The sequence below is a fragment of the Streptomyces sp. Sge12 genome (assembly GCF_002080455.1).
Classification (GTDB): Bacteria; Actinomycetota; Actinomycetes; order Streptomycetales; family Streptomycetaceae; genus Streptomyces.
Genome location: NZ_CP020555.1, coordinates 3,807,093 through 3,819,409, shown reverse-complemented (window position 1 = coordinate 3,819,409; position 12,317 = coordinate 3,807,093). Strand labels below are relative to the sequence as shown.

At 72.1% G+C, this 12,317-nt stretch carries 14 protein-coding genes; 9 read left to right on the top strand and 5 right to left on the bottom strand.

Features of this window, described 5'->3' with window-relative positions:
• Positions 1–123: 123 nt before the first annotated feature.
• On the top strand, positions 124–426 hold the full coding sequence (locus B6R96_RS16910) for a hypothetical protein (protein WP_203351632.1): 303 nt from the start codon (positions 124–126) through the stop codon (positions 424–426).
• Between the two features lie 53 nt (positions 427–479).
• Here B6R96_RS16910 and B6R96_RS16905 read toward each other — a convergent pair whose 3' ends face one another.
• From B6R96_RS16905 to B6R96_RS16890, 4 genes are all read right to left on the bottom strand, one after another.
• Complete coding sequence (locus tag B6R96_RS16905; RefSeq protein WP_081522850.1) at positions 480–869, bottom strand: nuclear transport factor 2 family protein; 390 nt, start codon at positions 867–869, stop codon at positions 480–482.
• An 81-nt stretch (positions 870–950) separates the two neighbouring features.
• On the bottom strand, positions 951–2,603 hold the full coding sequence (locus tag B6R96_RS16900; protein WP_081522849.1) for a serine/threonine-protein kinase: 1,653 nt from the start codon (positions 2,601–2,603) through the stop codon (positions 951–953).
• Positions 2,604–2,817: 214 nt separating this feature from the next.
• Complete coding sequence (locus tag B6R96_RS16895) at positions 2,818–3,315, bottom strand: MarR family winged helix-turn-helix transcriptional regulator (protein ID WP_199829242.1); 498 nt, start codon at positions 3,313–3,315, stop codon at positions 2,818–2,820.
• The gene (locus B6R96_RS16890) at positions 3,308–3,937 is read right to left on the bottom strand and encodes a DJ-1/PfpI family protein (protein WP_081522848.1); all 630 of its coding nucleotides are present in this window, start codon (positions 3,935–3,937) and stop codon (positions 3,308–3,310) included. Before B6R96_RS16890 ends, B6R96_RS16895 begins: the two co-directional genes overlap by 8 nt.
• Before the next feature lie 178 nt (positions 3,938–4,115).
• Here B6R96_RS16890 and B6R96_RS16885 point away from each other — a divergent pair, with 178 nt between their 5' ends.
• The 3 genes from B6R96_RS16885 to B6R96_RS16875 all read left to right on the top strand — a co-directional run bounded on the left by B6R96_RS16885 (position 4,116) and on the right by B6R96_RS16875 (position 7,129).
• A complete protein-coding gene (locus tag B6R96_RS16885; RefSeq protein ID WP_081522847.1) occupies positions 4,116–5,477 on the top strand; it encodes an aspartate aminotransferase family protein in 1,362 nt (453 codons plus the stop codon).
• 249 nt (positions 5,478–5,726) lie between these two features.
• Entirely contained in the window at positions 5,727–6,392 is a 666-nt protein-coding gene (locus tag B6R96_RS16880; protein WP_030383682.1) for a GntR family transcriptional regulator, read from the top strand.
• Between the two features lie 86 nt (positions 6,393–6,478).
• Positions 6,479–7,129, top strand: a complete 651-nt coding sequence (locus B6R96_RS16875) for a hypothetical protein (RefSeq protein WP_030383681.1) — start codon at positions 6,479–6,481, stop codon at positions 7,127–7,129.
• A gap of 72 nt (positions 7,130–7,201) precedes the next feature.
• On the opposite strand, the gene B6R96_RS16870 is transcribed toward B6R96_RS16875, so the two are convergent.
• Positions 7,202–7,948 (bottom strand): SLATT domain-containing protein, encoded by a 747-nt coding sequence (locus tag B6R96_RS16870; RefSeq protein WP_030383680.1) that lies wholly within the window; start codon positions 7,946–7,948, stop codon positions 7,202–7,204.
• A gap of 270 nt (positions 7,949–8,218) precedes the next feature.
• Here B6R96_RS16870 and B6R96_RS16865 point away from each other — a divergent pair, with 270 nt between their 5' ends.
• From B6R96_RS16865 to B6R96_RS16845, 5 genes are all read left to right on the top strand, one after another.
• Positions 8,219–8,563, top strand: coding sequence for a YbaB/EbfC family nucleoid-associated protein (locus B6R96_RS16865; protein WP_078626035.1), 345 nt, complete (start codon positions 8,219–8,221; stop codon positions 8,561–8,563).
• A 37-nt stretch (positions 8,564–8,600) separates the two neighbouring features.
• Positions 8,601–9,200 carry a recombination mediator RecR gene (recR, locus tag B6R96_RS16860; protein ID WP_030383678.1) on the top strand — a complete coding sequence of 200 codons (600 nt, stop codon included), beginning with the start codon at positions 8,601–8,603 and terminating at the stop codon, positions 9,198–9,200.
• Positions 9,193–9,840 (top strand): DUF5063 domain-containing protein, encoded by a 648-nt coding sequence (locus B6R96_RS16855; RefSeq protein ID WP_030383677.1) that lies wholly within the window; start codon positions 9,193–9,195, stop codon positions 9,838–9,840. The genes recR and B6R96_RS16855 overlap by 8 nt, the downstream gene beginning before the upstream one ends.
• Positions 9,841–9,960: 120 nt before the next feature.
• Positions 9,961–11,235 (top strand): aspartate kinase, encoded by a 1,275-nt coding sequence (locus tag B6R96_RS16850; protein ID WP_030383676.1) that lies wholly within the window; start codon positions 9,961–9,963, stop codon positions 11,233–11,235.
• The gene (locus B6R96_RS16845; RefSeq protein WP_081522846.1) at positions 11,232–12,305 is read left to right on the top strand and encodes an aspartate-semialdehyde dehydrogenase; all 1,074 of its coding nucleotides are present in this window, start codon (positions 11,232–11,234) and stop codon (positions 12,303–12,305) included. The genes B6R96_RS16850 and B6R96_RS16845 overlap by 4 nt, the downstream gene beginning before the upstream one ends.
• The last annotated feature ends 12 nt before the right edge of the window (positions 12,306–12,317 follow it).

Sequence of the window (12,317 nt, the reverse complement as noted above, 5' to 3'; positions counted from 1 at the left end):
CCGAAGTTAGAAATCCGGGCCCGTGGTCCGCGTCACGCCATGGAGCCGTGTTCGCAGGTAGCTCTCAGGTATGACGGGGGATACGTGAGAGGCACGACCACGCCTGATCCGGCGCCTGGACGCTTGTGGCCCCGGCCCGTTCCGGTCAGCGAAGATCCCTTCCGACGCCGCCGGGCAGCGAACGACGACGCGAGCACGGCCTCCTGGAACGCGGACCGGAGCAAGCTGACGGTCAGCGACTTCGACGGCGACGGCAAGGCCGACGTGGGCGTCCTCTACCACTACGGTCAGGACGAGCAGGGCGTGAACCGCACCGGCCTATGCACGTTCACCAGCACCGGCACGGGCTTCAACGCCCCCGCGATGCCGTGGGACAGCGCCCGGGGCACCGGATCCTGGAACTGGTACCGCAGCGACCTGGCCTGAGCCCACCGCCCGCGAGGCCCGTCCGCCCCGATGCGGGTGGCGGGCCTCGCGGCTCAGTCGGCCGCCAGGGGCTCGACGTACCCGGCCCGCCATCGGGGCGCAGGGTCCTGGCCGGGGCTGGTCCAGTACTCCCGAGCCCCCACGACCTCCCCGTCCCGTACGGTCCACAGGGATACGGCCCGGTAGACGACGTGCTCCTGAGGCATCTCCACCTCGGTGACGACGAGGTTCCCGTCGGCCAGGATCCGCAGCAGTTCCACGGATCTCTCGTCCGTACAGCCGTCGTCGCTGATCACGGCTATGAAGTTGGCGCGCCCCACGATGCGCTCACCGCTCACGGGCCATTCGATGACCGCGTCCTCGGCGATGAGTGCGGCCACGCCGTCCCAGTCGCGTGCCTCGATCCGCTCCCACAGACGTGCCACTACCTTCAACGGCTCCATGTGCCGCAGTGTCCGACAGCCCCGTTATACGTAACAAGCTTTGCTTGCAGGCTTATTGACTTCGACATAAACGGTCGACGCTCACTGTCTGCGGTAGGTCAGGGGCGGATTGTCGCTGCCCGCCAGCTCGCGGGAAAGGGTGCCGTCGGGCAGCAGCCGCAGCCGGCTCCAGGCCCCCGGCGTACAGGTCGGCGGGGCGCCGGAGGTGACGGTGGAGGCATCGAGCTCGACGGGTTCGGACGCGCTGCGCAGGGGCGCCGACCAGGCGCAGGCGAAGCCGCTGCCCTCGACGGCCAGGGACATCACCGGGTCGCCGACCGCCCCGCGGGAGAGCGTGAGTGTCCACGTCCGGCCGTCCTGGACGGCCTCCCAGGTGCCGAGGTAGGCCTCGGGCAGAGCGCCGTACGGGGCTGCGGACGCGGAAGCGGACGGGGAAGCGGAAGCCGACGCCGAGGCCGAGGCCGCCGAGGAAGCGGACGCGCTCGGCGTACGGCCGGTGCCCACGGGCGGCCTGGGATCCTCGGCCCCGCTCATCACCGCGTACACGGTGCCGGCGGACAGGACGGCGACGAGCGTGGCCACCACGAGCAGCAGGGCCGTGGACGCGGTCCGCGGCCGCGGCGGCAGTGGCTGCGGCTGGGGCTGCGACACCCCCGGCGGACAGCCCGGATGAGCCGGATAGCCCGGATAGCCCGGGTACGCCGGGTACGAGGGCGCGGGAACGGCGGCGGAGTACGCCGGAACGGCAGGCGCAGGCGCAGGCGGCGGCGGGGCCGCGGCCCGGTCCGGACCGGCGTCCTCCCGGTCCAGCAGCCGTACGGCGTGCCGCCCGAGCCCCGCCACCAGCGGCGCCGGAAGCCAGGGCTCCAGGGCCCGCCCGTCGGCCACGGTGTCGCCCGCGCCGACCCGGGCCAGCACCTCGGCGGGCCCCGGCCGAGCGGCGGGATCCGCGCGCAGGCAGTCCCGTACGAGGTCGTGCAGCTCGGCCGGTACGCCGGTCAGGTCCGGCTCCGCCCCGGTGCTGCGCAGCAGGAGCCCCGCGAGGCCGCCGGGCTGTTCCGCGTCGCCGAAGGGCAGCCGGCCGGTGGCCGCGTAGACCAGGACTGCGCCGAGGCAGAAGATGTCGCAGGCGGCGGTGACGGGTTCGCCGCGGATCTGTTCCGGGGCCATGAAACCGGGGGAGCCGATGACCTCGCCCACCCGCGTCAGCCCGGGGTCCGGCCGGTCGGGTCCCGCCGCGGAGCCGGCCGGGGCGCGGGCGATGCCGAAGTCGATGACGCGGGGGCCGTCGAGGGTGATCAGGACGTTCGAGGGCTTCAGATCGCGGTGCACGATGCCGGCCCGGTGGATGTCCTGGAGGGCGTACGCGAGGCCCGCGGCCAGGATCCGTACGGAACGGCCCGGCAGCGGGCCGAACTCGTGCGCGACGACCTGGCGCAGGCTCGGCCCGGCGACGTAGCCCGTGGCGAACCAGGGGGTCGCGGCCTCGGTGTCGGCGTCGAGGACCGGGGCGGTCCACTCGCCGCCGACGCGACGGGCCGCGTCGACCTCCTGGCGGAAGCGGATCCGGAACTCCTCGCGGGCGGCGAGGTCGTGGTGGACCAGCTTCACGGCCACGGTCCGGCCGCGGTCCGAGCGGGCGAGGTAGACCTGGCCCATGCCGCCGGCGCCCAGGCGGGACAGCAGACGGTACGGGCCTATCTGGTGCGGGTCGTACGGATGCAGTTGCTCCATGGCCGGGTGGTCCCTCCCCGTGCTCCCCGTGCTCGCCGTGCCGAGCGGCTCTGCAGGGAAGGACGGCGGCCGGCTCCGGCCGGTTGCCCACCGCAAGGGTGACCCGACAGCGCCCCCAACCCGACAGCGCCGCCGGAGCCGGCCGACCGCTCCCCCGCATCCGGCCGACAGCGCCCCCAACCCGACCGCTCCCCCGCATCCGGCCGACGGCCCCTCAGGGACCGTCGGACGCCGCCGGACCCGGGATCGCGGCCGCGGCCTCCAGCGTGTCCAGCGCCGTGGCCAGGCGTTCCAGGGCGTGCACGGTCTCCGCGAACGCCGCGTCACCCAGTTCCGCCGCCAGGCGGGCGGCCAGTGCCGCGTGCCCCGGGCCGATCCGGTCCACCGCGTCCCGCCCCTCCTGCGTGGGCCGCAGCAGTTTCGCCCGGCGGTGGGCCGGGTTCGGGGCGTATTCGGCCAGGCCCTTGTCCACGAGCAGGTCGGCGATCCGCTGGACGCTCTGGCGGGTGATGCCCATGCTCCGGGCGATGCCGGCGACGGGCAGCGGCTCCCGCAGTACCGCGCCCAGTACCTGCCACCAGGCGGCCGTCAGGCCGGCCGGCCTGGCCAGTTCCTCCGAGATGGCGAGGAACTGGCCGTTCAGCCGGAACACCCCGAGCGCGGTGCTGCTCAGCAGGTCCTGCCGGGTCCGCGAGTCCATCGCCTCACGCATCGCCCGCCGCCGATGCGGCCATCAGGACCGGGTACGCATCCGGGTCCGAGTCGTGGAAGAGCCCGTACCAGGCGTCCAGGACGTCCGGCTTGTAGACGTCCAGGCGGGCGAAGACCTCGCGGGCGAAGGCCACCGGCTCCGTCGGCCCGGCCGTGATCAGGTCGCCGTCGGTCACCGCGTCGGCCTCGACGTACCCGTCGGCGCCGCCGTAGCCCGGCTGCTCGGCCAGGTAGAAGGAGGCGCCGCTGGTGTGGGTCCGGCCGTCCAGCAGGCCTTCGCGCGCGAGGCCGGCGGTGGCTCCGCAGATCGCCGCGACCGGCACACCGGCCGCCAGGAACTCCCTCGCCTTCGCCGCGAAGGGCGCCAGATCCTCGCTCGTGTCCCACAGGGACGCGCCGGTGAGGATCAGCAGCGAGGAGTCCTCGGGCCGCAGGTCGGCCAGGGCCAGGTCGGGCTGGATGCGCAGACCGCCCATGGTGGTCACCGGCTGCGCCGCGTCGATGCCGACGGTGCGCACGAGGTGGCCGCGCTGGGTGAGGTGCGCCGTGGTGTGGCCCGTCTCCCAGTCCGCGTACGTGTCGTAGACCGCGAGGTGGACGGGCTTGCGCGGGGTCTCGCTCATGGTGCTTTCGCCTCCAGCGTGGTTCCTGCTGATGACAATAGACTGTCATAACGACAGGATGCTGTCAATGCTGGGAGGGGCTTCGGGCCCCCTCGCAGACAGACTGCCGAGAGCGGCAGCCCACCCCCATACAGTCCGCCGATATCCCGCCCCACCTGCGCACTTCTAGCGTGACGCCATGACCCCTCATGTCACCCCGCACACCCTTGCCGCCGTGAAGGACGCAGATCGGAAGCACGTCTTCCACTCCTGGTCCGCCCAGGCCCTGATCGACCCCCTCGCCGTCGCCGGGGCCGAGGGGTCGTACTTCTGGGACTACGAGGGCAAGCGCTTCCTCGACTTCTCCTCCCAGTTGGTCAACACCAACATCGGCCACCAGCACCCCAAGGTCGTCGCCGCGATCCAGGAGCAGGCCGCCCGGCTCTGCACGCTGGCGCCCGGATTCGCCGTCGACGTCCGCTCCGAGGCCGCACGCCTCATCGCCGAGCGGACCCCGGGCGACCTCGACAAGATCTTCTTCACCAACGGCGGCGCCGAGGCCGTCGAGAACGCCGTCCGCATGGCCCGTCTGCACACGGGCCGCGCCAAGGTGCTCTCCACCTACCGCTCGTACCACGGGGCCACCGCCGCCGCGATCAACCTCACCGGCGACCCGCGCCGCTGGCCCTCCGACACGGCCGCCGCCGGCGTCGTGCACTTCTGGGGCCCCTACCTCTACCGCTCCGCCTTCCACGCCACCACCGAGGCCGAGGAGTGCGCCCGCGCCCTCGCCCACCTCGCCGACACCATCGCCTTCGAGGGGCCGCAGACCATCGCGGCGATCATCCTGGAGAGCGTGCCGGGCACCGCCGGCATCATGACCCCGCCGGCCGGCTACCTCGCGGGCGTCCGCGAGCTCTGCGACCGCCACGGCATCGTCTTCATCCTGGACGAGGTCATGTCGGGCTTCGGCCGCACCGGCCAGTGGTTCGCCGCGGACCACTGGGGTGTCACCCCCGACCTGATCACCTTCGCCAAGGGCGTGAACAGCGGCTACGTGCCGCTCGGCGGCGTGGCCATCTCGGACGCCATCGCCGAGACCTTCGCCACGCGCCCCTACCCGGGCGGACTGACCTACTCCGGCCACCCCCTGGCCTGCGCCGCCGCCGTCGCGACGATCAACACGATGGAGGAGGAGGGCATCGTCGAGCACGCCGCCCACCTCGGCGAGAACGTGATCGGCCCGGCGCTCGCCGAGATCGCCGAGCGCCACCCGTCGGTCGGGGAGGTCCGCGGGCTCGGCGCCTTCTGGGCCCTGGAACTCGTACGGGACAAGGAGACGCGCGAGCCGCTGGTCCCGTACAACGCGGCGGGCGCGGACAACGCCCCGATGGCCGAGTTCGCGGCGGCCTGCAAGGCGTCGGGCCTGTGGCCGTTCGTGAACATGAACCGGACGCACGTCGTCCCCCCGTGCAACGTCACGGAGGCCGAGGCGAAGGAGGGCCTGGCCCTGCTGGACGAGGCGCTGACGGTCGCGGACCGCCACACCACGGCCGGCTAGGCCCCGGCGCCCCGGCGCCCCGGCCGGCCCGCCCACCTGCGCGGCGCCCGGCCCGCCCACCTGGCGCGGGGGCCCGCCCACCTGCGTGGGAGCCGGCCCGCCCACCTGCGTGGGAGCCGGTCGGACCGGTCCGGAATCCGCATCCGCACAGCGGGTGCGGATTCCGTATATCGGTTGGCTACCGATCGGTTTTCAGCCGCGTTGTCTGGCCTATGGTGTCCGGAGCTCTACGACAGGAGACGGACCCCTATGCCAGGCAGCGGCGCTGTCACCCGCAACACACTTCGCCAGCAGATCGCGGACGCGCTGCGTGACGAAGTGCTCGCGGGACGCCTGCCTCCGGGGACCGAGTTCACCGTCAAGCAGATCGCCGAGCAGTACGAGGTCTCCGCGACCCCGGTGCGCGAGGCACTCGTGGACCTCTCCGCCCAGGGGCTGCTCGAACTGGTCCAGCACCGCGGCTTCCGGGTGCGGATCTTCACCGTCGACGACTTCCGCGGCATGATCGAGGCCCGCTCGCTGGTCGTGGACGGGATCTTCCGCCGCCTCGCCGAGCGCGGCACCGCCCCCGGCTCCGGCGAGCTGCTCGTGTCGGTGCGCCGCCGGGGCGAGGAGGCGCGACGGGCCGCGCAGAGCGGTTCGCTCGAAGTGCTGATCGGCTACGACCTGCGCTTCTGGCGGGAGCTGAGCGGGCTGGTCGCCAACACCTACATATCCGAGTTCCTGCACCGCATCCGCGTGCAGTGCTGGGTCTTCGCCGTCCCCCACCTCCAGCGCGAGCCGCAGCTTCGGGCGGCGCTGTGGGACGGCCACAGCGAGCTGGTGGACGCCGTGACGCTCGCCGACGCCGACGCGGTGCGCGGCCTCGTACAGGGCTACAACGAGCACGCGCTGGCCTGGGCCGCCCGGCTCTGAGGGCCGAGGTTCTGCGCACCCCTTCGCGGAGGGTGTCCGGGCCACTACGCTGGCCCGATCGGCGACAACGACTGATCGGAGGCCGAGTGGCCTGTGACCTGTGGCTGGTCCCCCTTGTCGACGTGCTGTGCCACAGCCCCGACAACCCCTTCGCGGAAGAGATCGCCTCGTACGACAAGGCGCTGGGTGCCGCCGGACTGCCGTCCGTGCCCGTGTTCGCCTACATGCCGGGCCTGAGCGGGGACGTCGCCCCGGTGGCCGGTTTCGACTACGACGCCCTGCATTTCCTGAGGCGGGCGTACCTGCTCCAGCTCTGCGGGCTGCCCGTGACCCCCGTGGACGAGCTGGGCGGGGACTACGAGCAGCTGCTGGAGATGTTCGAGCCCACGGCCCAGCAGTCGCACCTGGTCTGGCACTACGACCACGCCGGGGCGTACGTCCCGGTGGACTTCGCCGCTCCGCTTGCCAACGAGGAGCTGCTGGCCGGGGGCGGGCCGCTGGGGTCCGTGCAGGGGCTGCTGCGGGAGCTGCTGTTCGTGGCCCCCGCGATCGGGATAGACCCGGGGAACCCGCCCGCCGCGCCGGCGCCGCCCGGGCGGCCGACGCTGCTGGAGGAGCCGGCGGGGCCGATCCCGTACGACGACAGTCCCTTCGCCCGGGAGCGGCACGTATGGCTGGGACTGCACGCGGCTGCGACGCGGAGTCTCGGCCAGGGCTCGATGATCATCTTCAGCTGAGGCGGCGGCCGGGACGGCGGCCGGTGGGCGGGGTACGGGTCCGCTGCGCGCGGCCGCGGCCCCGCCCGTTCCTCAGCGCGGCTGCTCCGGCGGCCGTTGCCGGGGCATGTTCGGTCTGGTGCCCGGCGGCAGCGGGAAGCGGGCGGGCGGGATGTTCGCGTCCGCGCGCCCACCGGAGGACCCCAGCGACTGCATCACCAGCGGCGCGGGCCCGGCCCGGAACTCCACCATCCAGTCCGCCGTCTCCGAGCGCACCAGCTCCGTGATGTCCTCCGAGAAGCGGCGCAGCACGGTCAGGCACCGCTCGGCGGCCTCGCTGGCCGTGCCCTCGGTGGGCCCGAGCACCTCGCGCACGTTCTCCGAGGCCCAGTCGAACTGGAGGGTCTGGAGCCGGCGCTGCACCGCCTGGGCCGTGGCCACGTCCCGCATCCACCCCGAGGTCAGCCCGAAGAACCGGTCGCAGGCCAGCGCGGCCGCACCCAGCAGCAGTGCGAGGTAGCCGTACGTGGAGGCGCCCGGGATCGAGCCGGTCAGCTCCAGCAGCGGCATCGAGGCGCCCGTGACCGCGCCGACGGCCGCCCCGGCGCGCAGCACGCGCGCACCGCGCCGCTTCCAGGCCCGGTCGGACAGGTACCACTCGGCGGTGCGCAGCGCGTCGGCCTCGACCCGCCGGTAGAGCTCGTCGAGCCGCTCGGCGGGCTCGCCCCAGTCCCCGAGGGGGAACGGCCGGCCGGTCAGATCGCCCGCCGCCATCGGTCCGCCGCCTTCCTCCCGGGGATCCCGGGGTGGCCCCTCGGGCTGCATCTCCGGCTGGCTCACCCGGCACTCCCTCTGCCTGCGCTGACGTGTGGTGGTGCGCGTGTGCGCAATGATGCGCATGCTCTTCCTACCTTCGAATGACGGCCGATGGGCGACGATTCCCGGGTTTTCCGCCCGCAAGGAGGTCTCCAGCAGGTACGCGTACGCCCCGACTCTCACTCGAAAGAGTTGGTCCTCACGGCGTAGGGCGCGGGGCCCGGGGAGCACGTAGGCTCGGATTGACCAAGCGTTCCGAAGGTCTCGACGTACGACGTATGGAGTGAGTGCCCTGTGATTCCCGGTGGTGGCCAGCCCAACATGCAGCAGCTGCTCCAGCAGGCCCAGAAGATGCAGCAGGATCTCGCGGCCGCGCAGGAGGAGCTCGCACACGCCGAGGTCGAGGGCCAGGCGGGCGGCGGTCTGGTGCGGGCGACCGTCACCGGTTCCGGCGAGCTGCGTGCCCTGGTGATCGACCCGAAGGCCGTGGACCCCGAGGACACGGAGACGCTCGCCGACCTGGTGGTCGCCGCGGTGCAGGCGGCCAACGAGAATGCGCAGGCGCTCCAGCAGCAGAAGCTGGGCCCCCTGGCCCAGGGCCTGGGCGGCGGCAGCGGTATCCCCGGCCTCCCGTTCTAGCCCTCCTCCCCCCTACCCGACGAAAGAAGGCAGTCCGTTGTACGAAGGCGTGGTTCAGGACCTGATCGACGAACTGGGCAGGCTGCCCGGCGTCGGGCCCAAGAGCGCGCAGCGGATCGCCTTCCACATCCTGCAGGCCGAGCCCACCGACGTCCGCCGCCTCGCGCACGCGCTGCTGGAGGTCAAGGACAAGGTCCGGTTCTGCGCGGTGTGCGGGAATGTGGCGCAGGAGGAGCGGTGCGGCATCTGCCGTGATCCGCGCAGGGACACCACGGTCATCTGCGTCGTGGAGGAGCCGAAGGACGTCGTCGCCATCGAGCGGACGCGCGAGTTCCGGGGCAAGTACCACGTCCTCGGCGGCGCGATCAGTCCCATCGAGGGCGTCGGCCCGGACGACCTGCGCATCCGCGAGCTGCTGGCGCGGCTGGCGGACGGTGCGGTGACCGAGCTGATCCTGGCCACCGACCCGAACCTGGAGGGCGAGGCGACCGCCACCTACCTCGCCCGCATGATCAAGCCCATGGGCCTGAAGGTCACCCGCCTGGCCAGCGGGCTCCCCGTCGGGGGAGATCTGGAGTATGCGGACGAGGTCACGCTCGGGCGGGCCTTTGAAGGAAGGCGACTTCTCGATGTCTGACGCAACGCTGCACGCCCTCGGCCAGGATCCGGACGACTTCGCCGCCTCGATCGCGGACCAGATCGAGTCGTTCATCGTTGCCGTCACCGAAGTGGCCAAGGGCGAGGACCCGGACAGTGCGGTGCCCTTCCTCCTCCTGGAGGTGTCCCAGCTGCTGCTGGCGGGCGGCCGGCTGGGCGCGTACCAGGACGTGCTGCCGGACGAGCGGTACGAGCCCGATCTCGGCCCGGAGCCGGACGTGGACGACCTGCGCGAGCGGTTCGCGATCATGCTGGAGCCGGTCGACGTCTACTCCGAGGTGTTCGACCCCTACGAGCCGCGCAAGGCCCCGGTGGCGCACCGGATCTCCGACGACCTGGCCGACGTGGTCGCCGACCTGCGGCACGGGCTCATCCACCACCAGTCGGGCCGCATCACGGAGGCGCTGTGGTGGTGGCAGTTCTCGTACTTCACCAACTGGGGTCCGACGGCCTCGGCCACCCTGCGCGCCCTCCAGTCGCTGATCGCCCACGTACGCCTGGACCAGCCGCTGGCCGCCCTGGACGGCCTGGACACGGACGAGGACCTGGCCGAGGACGATCTCGCGGAGCAGGCCGGAGCGGTGATGGCCGAGGAGCTCGGTGGTCTCGGCCGCAAGTGAGCGTCCTGATCGGGAACTCATTCTGTGATCTTGTCGTCTCATGATGTGGTACGAGGCGGTCGGATCCCGGTCGCTCGTTACACTGCACCAGCAATGAGACGGACTGAGCGAGGAGCGCACGTGGGCCTTGTCGTGCAGAAGTACGGAGGCTCCTCCGTAGCCGATGCCGAGGGCATCAAGCGTGTTGCCAAGCGGATCGTGGATGCCAAGAAGAACGGCCACCAGGTGGTCGTCGTGGTTTCCGCGATGGGCGACACGACGGACGAGCTGATCGATCTCGCCGAGCAGGTATCCCCGATGCCGGCCGGGCGCGAATTCGACATGCTGCTGACCGCCGGAGAGCGGATCTCCATGGCCCTGCTGGCCATGGCGATCAAAAACCTGGGCCACGAGGCCCAGTCGTTCACCGGTAGCCAGGCAGGCGTGATCACCGACTCGGTCCACAACAAAGCGCGCATCATCGATGTCACGCCGGGCCGAATCCGCACCGCGCTGGACGAGGGCAACATCGCCATCGTCGCCGGCTTCCAGGGCGTGTCCGCGGACTCCAAGGACATCACCACCCTCGGCCGGGGCGGCTCGGACACCACTGCCGTCGCCCTCGCCGCGGCGCTGGACGCCGAGGTCTGCGAGATCTACACCGACGTCGACGGCGTCTTCACCGCGGACCCCCGCGTCGTGAAGAAGGCCCGGAAGATCGACTGGATCTCCTCCGAGGACATGCTGGAGCTCGCGGCCTCCGGCTCCAAGGTGCTGCTGCACCGCTGCGTCGAGTACGCGCGCCGCTACAACATCCCGATCCACGTCCGCTCGTCCTTCTCCGGACTGCCGGGCACCTGGGTCAGCAACGAGAATCCGCAAGGGGACGCGCAGGTGGAGCACGCCATCATCTCCGGAGTCGCGCACGACGTCTCCGAAGCCAAGATCACGGTCGTCGGTGTCCCGGACAAGCCGGGCGAGGCCGCGGCGATCTTCCGCGCCATCGCGGACGCCGAGATCAACATCGACATGATCGTGCAGAACGTCTCCGCGGCCTCCACGGGCCTCACGGACATCTCCTTCACCCTCCCCAAGGCCGAGGGCCACAAGGCCATCGAGGCCCTGGAGAAGGCGAAGGGAGCGATCGGCTTCGACTCGCTGCGCTACGACGACCAGATCGGCAAGATCTCCCTGGTCGGCGCGGGCATGAAGACGAACCCGGGCGTCACCGCCTCGTTCTTCCAGGCGCTGTCCGACGCGGGCGTGAACATCGAGCTGATCTCGACCTCCGAGATCCGCATCTCCGTCGTCACCCGCCAGGACGACGTCAACGAGGCCGTCCGCGCCGTGCACACGGCCTTCGGCCTCGACTCCGACAGCGACGAGGCCGTCGTCTACGGAGGCACCGGACGATGACCCGCACCCGGTCCTCCGGCCCGGCGCTCGCCGTGGTCGGGGCGACCGGAGCAGTCGGTTCGGTCCTGCTCCAGATGCTGTCCCAGCGTGCGGACGTGTGGGGCGAGATCCGCCTGATCGCCTCCGCCCGCTCGGCCGGCCGCATGCTGACCGTGCGCGGGGAGGAGAGCGAGGTGGTCGCCCTCACCGAGGACGCCTTCGACGGCCTCGGACCGGGCGACATCGCCGTCTTCCTCACCCCGGCCGACATCTCGGCCCGGTGGGCGCCCGTCGTGACCGCGCGCGGCGCGGTCGTCATCGACGCCTCCGCCGCCTTCCGCGAGGACCCCGAGGTCCCGCTGGTGGTGCCCGAGGTCAACGGGCACGCCGCACGGATCCGGCCGCGCGGGATCGTCGCCGGTCCGGACTGCGTGACCGCCACCATGATCGCGGCGCTGGGCGCACTGCACTCCGAGTACTCCCTGCGCGACCTGGCCGTCTCCTCGTACCAGGCCGCCAGCGCCGTCGGCCGGGCCGGCTCCGAGGTGCTGCGACGCCAACAGTCGCTGGTCGCCGGCACCTCCCTGGGCGAGCAGCCCGGGGACGTGCGCCGCGCCGTCGGCGAGGACACCGGCCCCTTCGCCGCCCCGCTCGCGCTCAACGTCGTGCCCTGGTCCGGCGAACTGCGCGCGGACGGCTGGTCCTCGCACGAACTGGCGGTGCGCGGCGAGACGCGCCGGATCCTGGACCTGGAGCAGCTCCCGGTGTCGGTGACCTGCGTCCAGGTGCCGGTGCTGATCGGGCACTCGCTGACCGTGCGGGCCCGGTTCGAGCGCGAGGTGGAGGCCCCGCACGCCCGGGAGATCCTGGAGGCCGCGCCCGGCGTGGTGCTCGTGGACGACCCCGCGGCGGGGGAGTTCCCCACGCCCGTGGACGCCGCCGGGACGGATCCCGCCTGGGTGGGACGGGTGCGGGCCTCGCTCGACGACCCGTACGCCCTGGAGTTCTTCGTGTGCGCCGACAATCTCCGCAAGGGCGCAGCGCTGAATGCCACACAGATCGCGGAACTGATCGCGGGTGAATTTGCGTAATTCGCTTTGTAG

Coding starts and splice junctions, on each gene's coding strand:
- B6R96_RS16905 (WP_081522850.1), bottom strand. CDS start 869: ATGGAGCCGTTGAAGGTAGTGGCACGTCTGTGGGAGCGGATCGAGGCA.
- B6R96_RS16895 (WP_199829242.1), bottom strand. CDS start 3,315: ATGCGTGAGGCGATGGACTCGCGGACCCGGCAGGACCTGCTGAGCAGC.
- B6R96_RS16890 (WP_081522848.1), bottom strand. CDS start 3,937: ATGAGCGAGACCCCGCGCAAGCCCGTCCACCTCGCGGTCTACGACACG.
- B6R96_RS16885 (WP_081522847.1), top strand. CDS start 4,116: ATGACCCCTCATGTCACCCCGCACACCCTTGCCGCCGTGAAGGACGCA.
- B6R96_RS16845 (WP_081522846.1), top strand. CDS start 11,232: ATGACCCGCACCCGGTCCTCCGGCCCGGCGCTCGCCGTGGTCGGGGCG.
- B6R96_RS16900 (WP_081522849.1), bottom strand. CDS start 2,603: ATGGAGCAACTGCATCCGTACGACCCGCACCAGATAGGCCCGTACCGT.
- B6R96_RS16855 (WP_030383677.1), top strand. CDS start 9,193: ATGTCTGACGCAACGCTGCACGCCCTCGGCCAGGATCCGGACGACTTC.
- B6R96_RS16880 (WP_030383682.1), top strand. CDS start 5,727: ATGCCAGGCAGCGGCGCTGTCACCCGCAACACACTTCGCCAGCAGATC.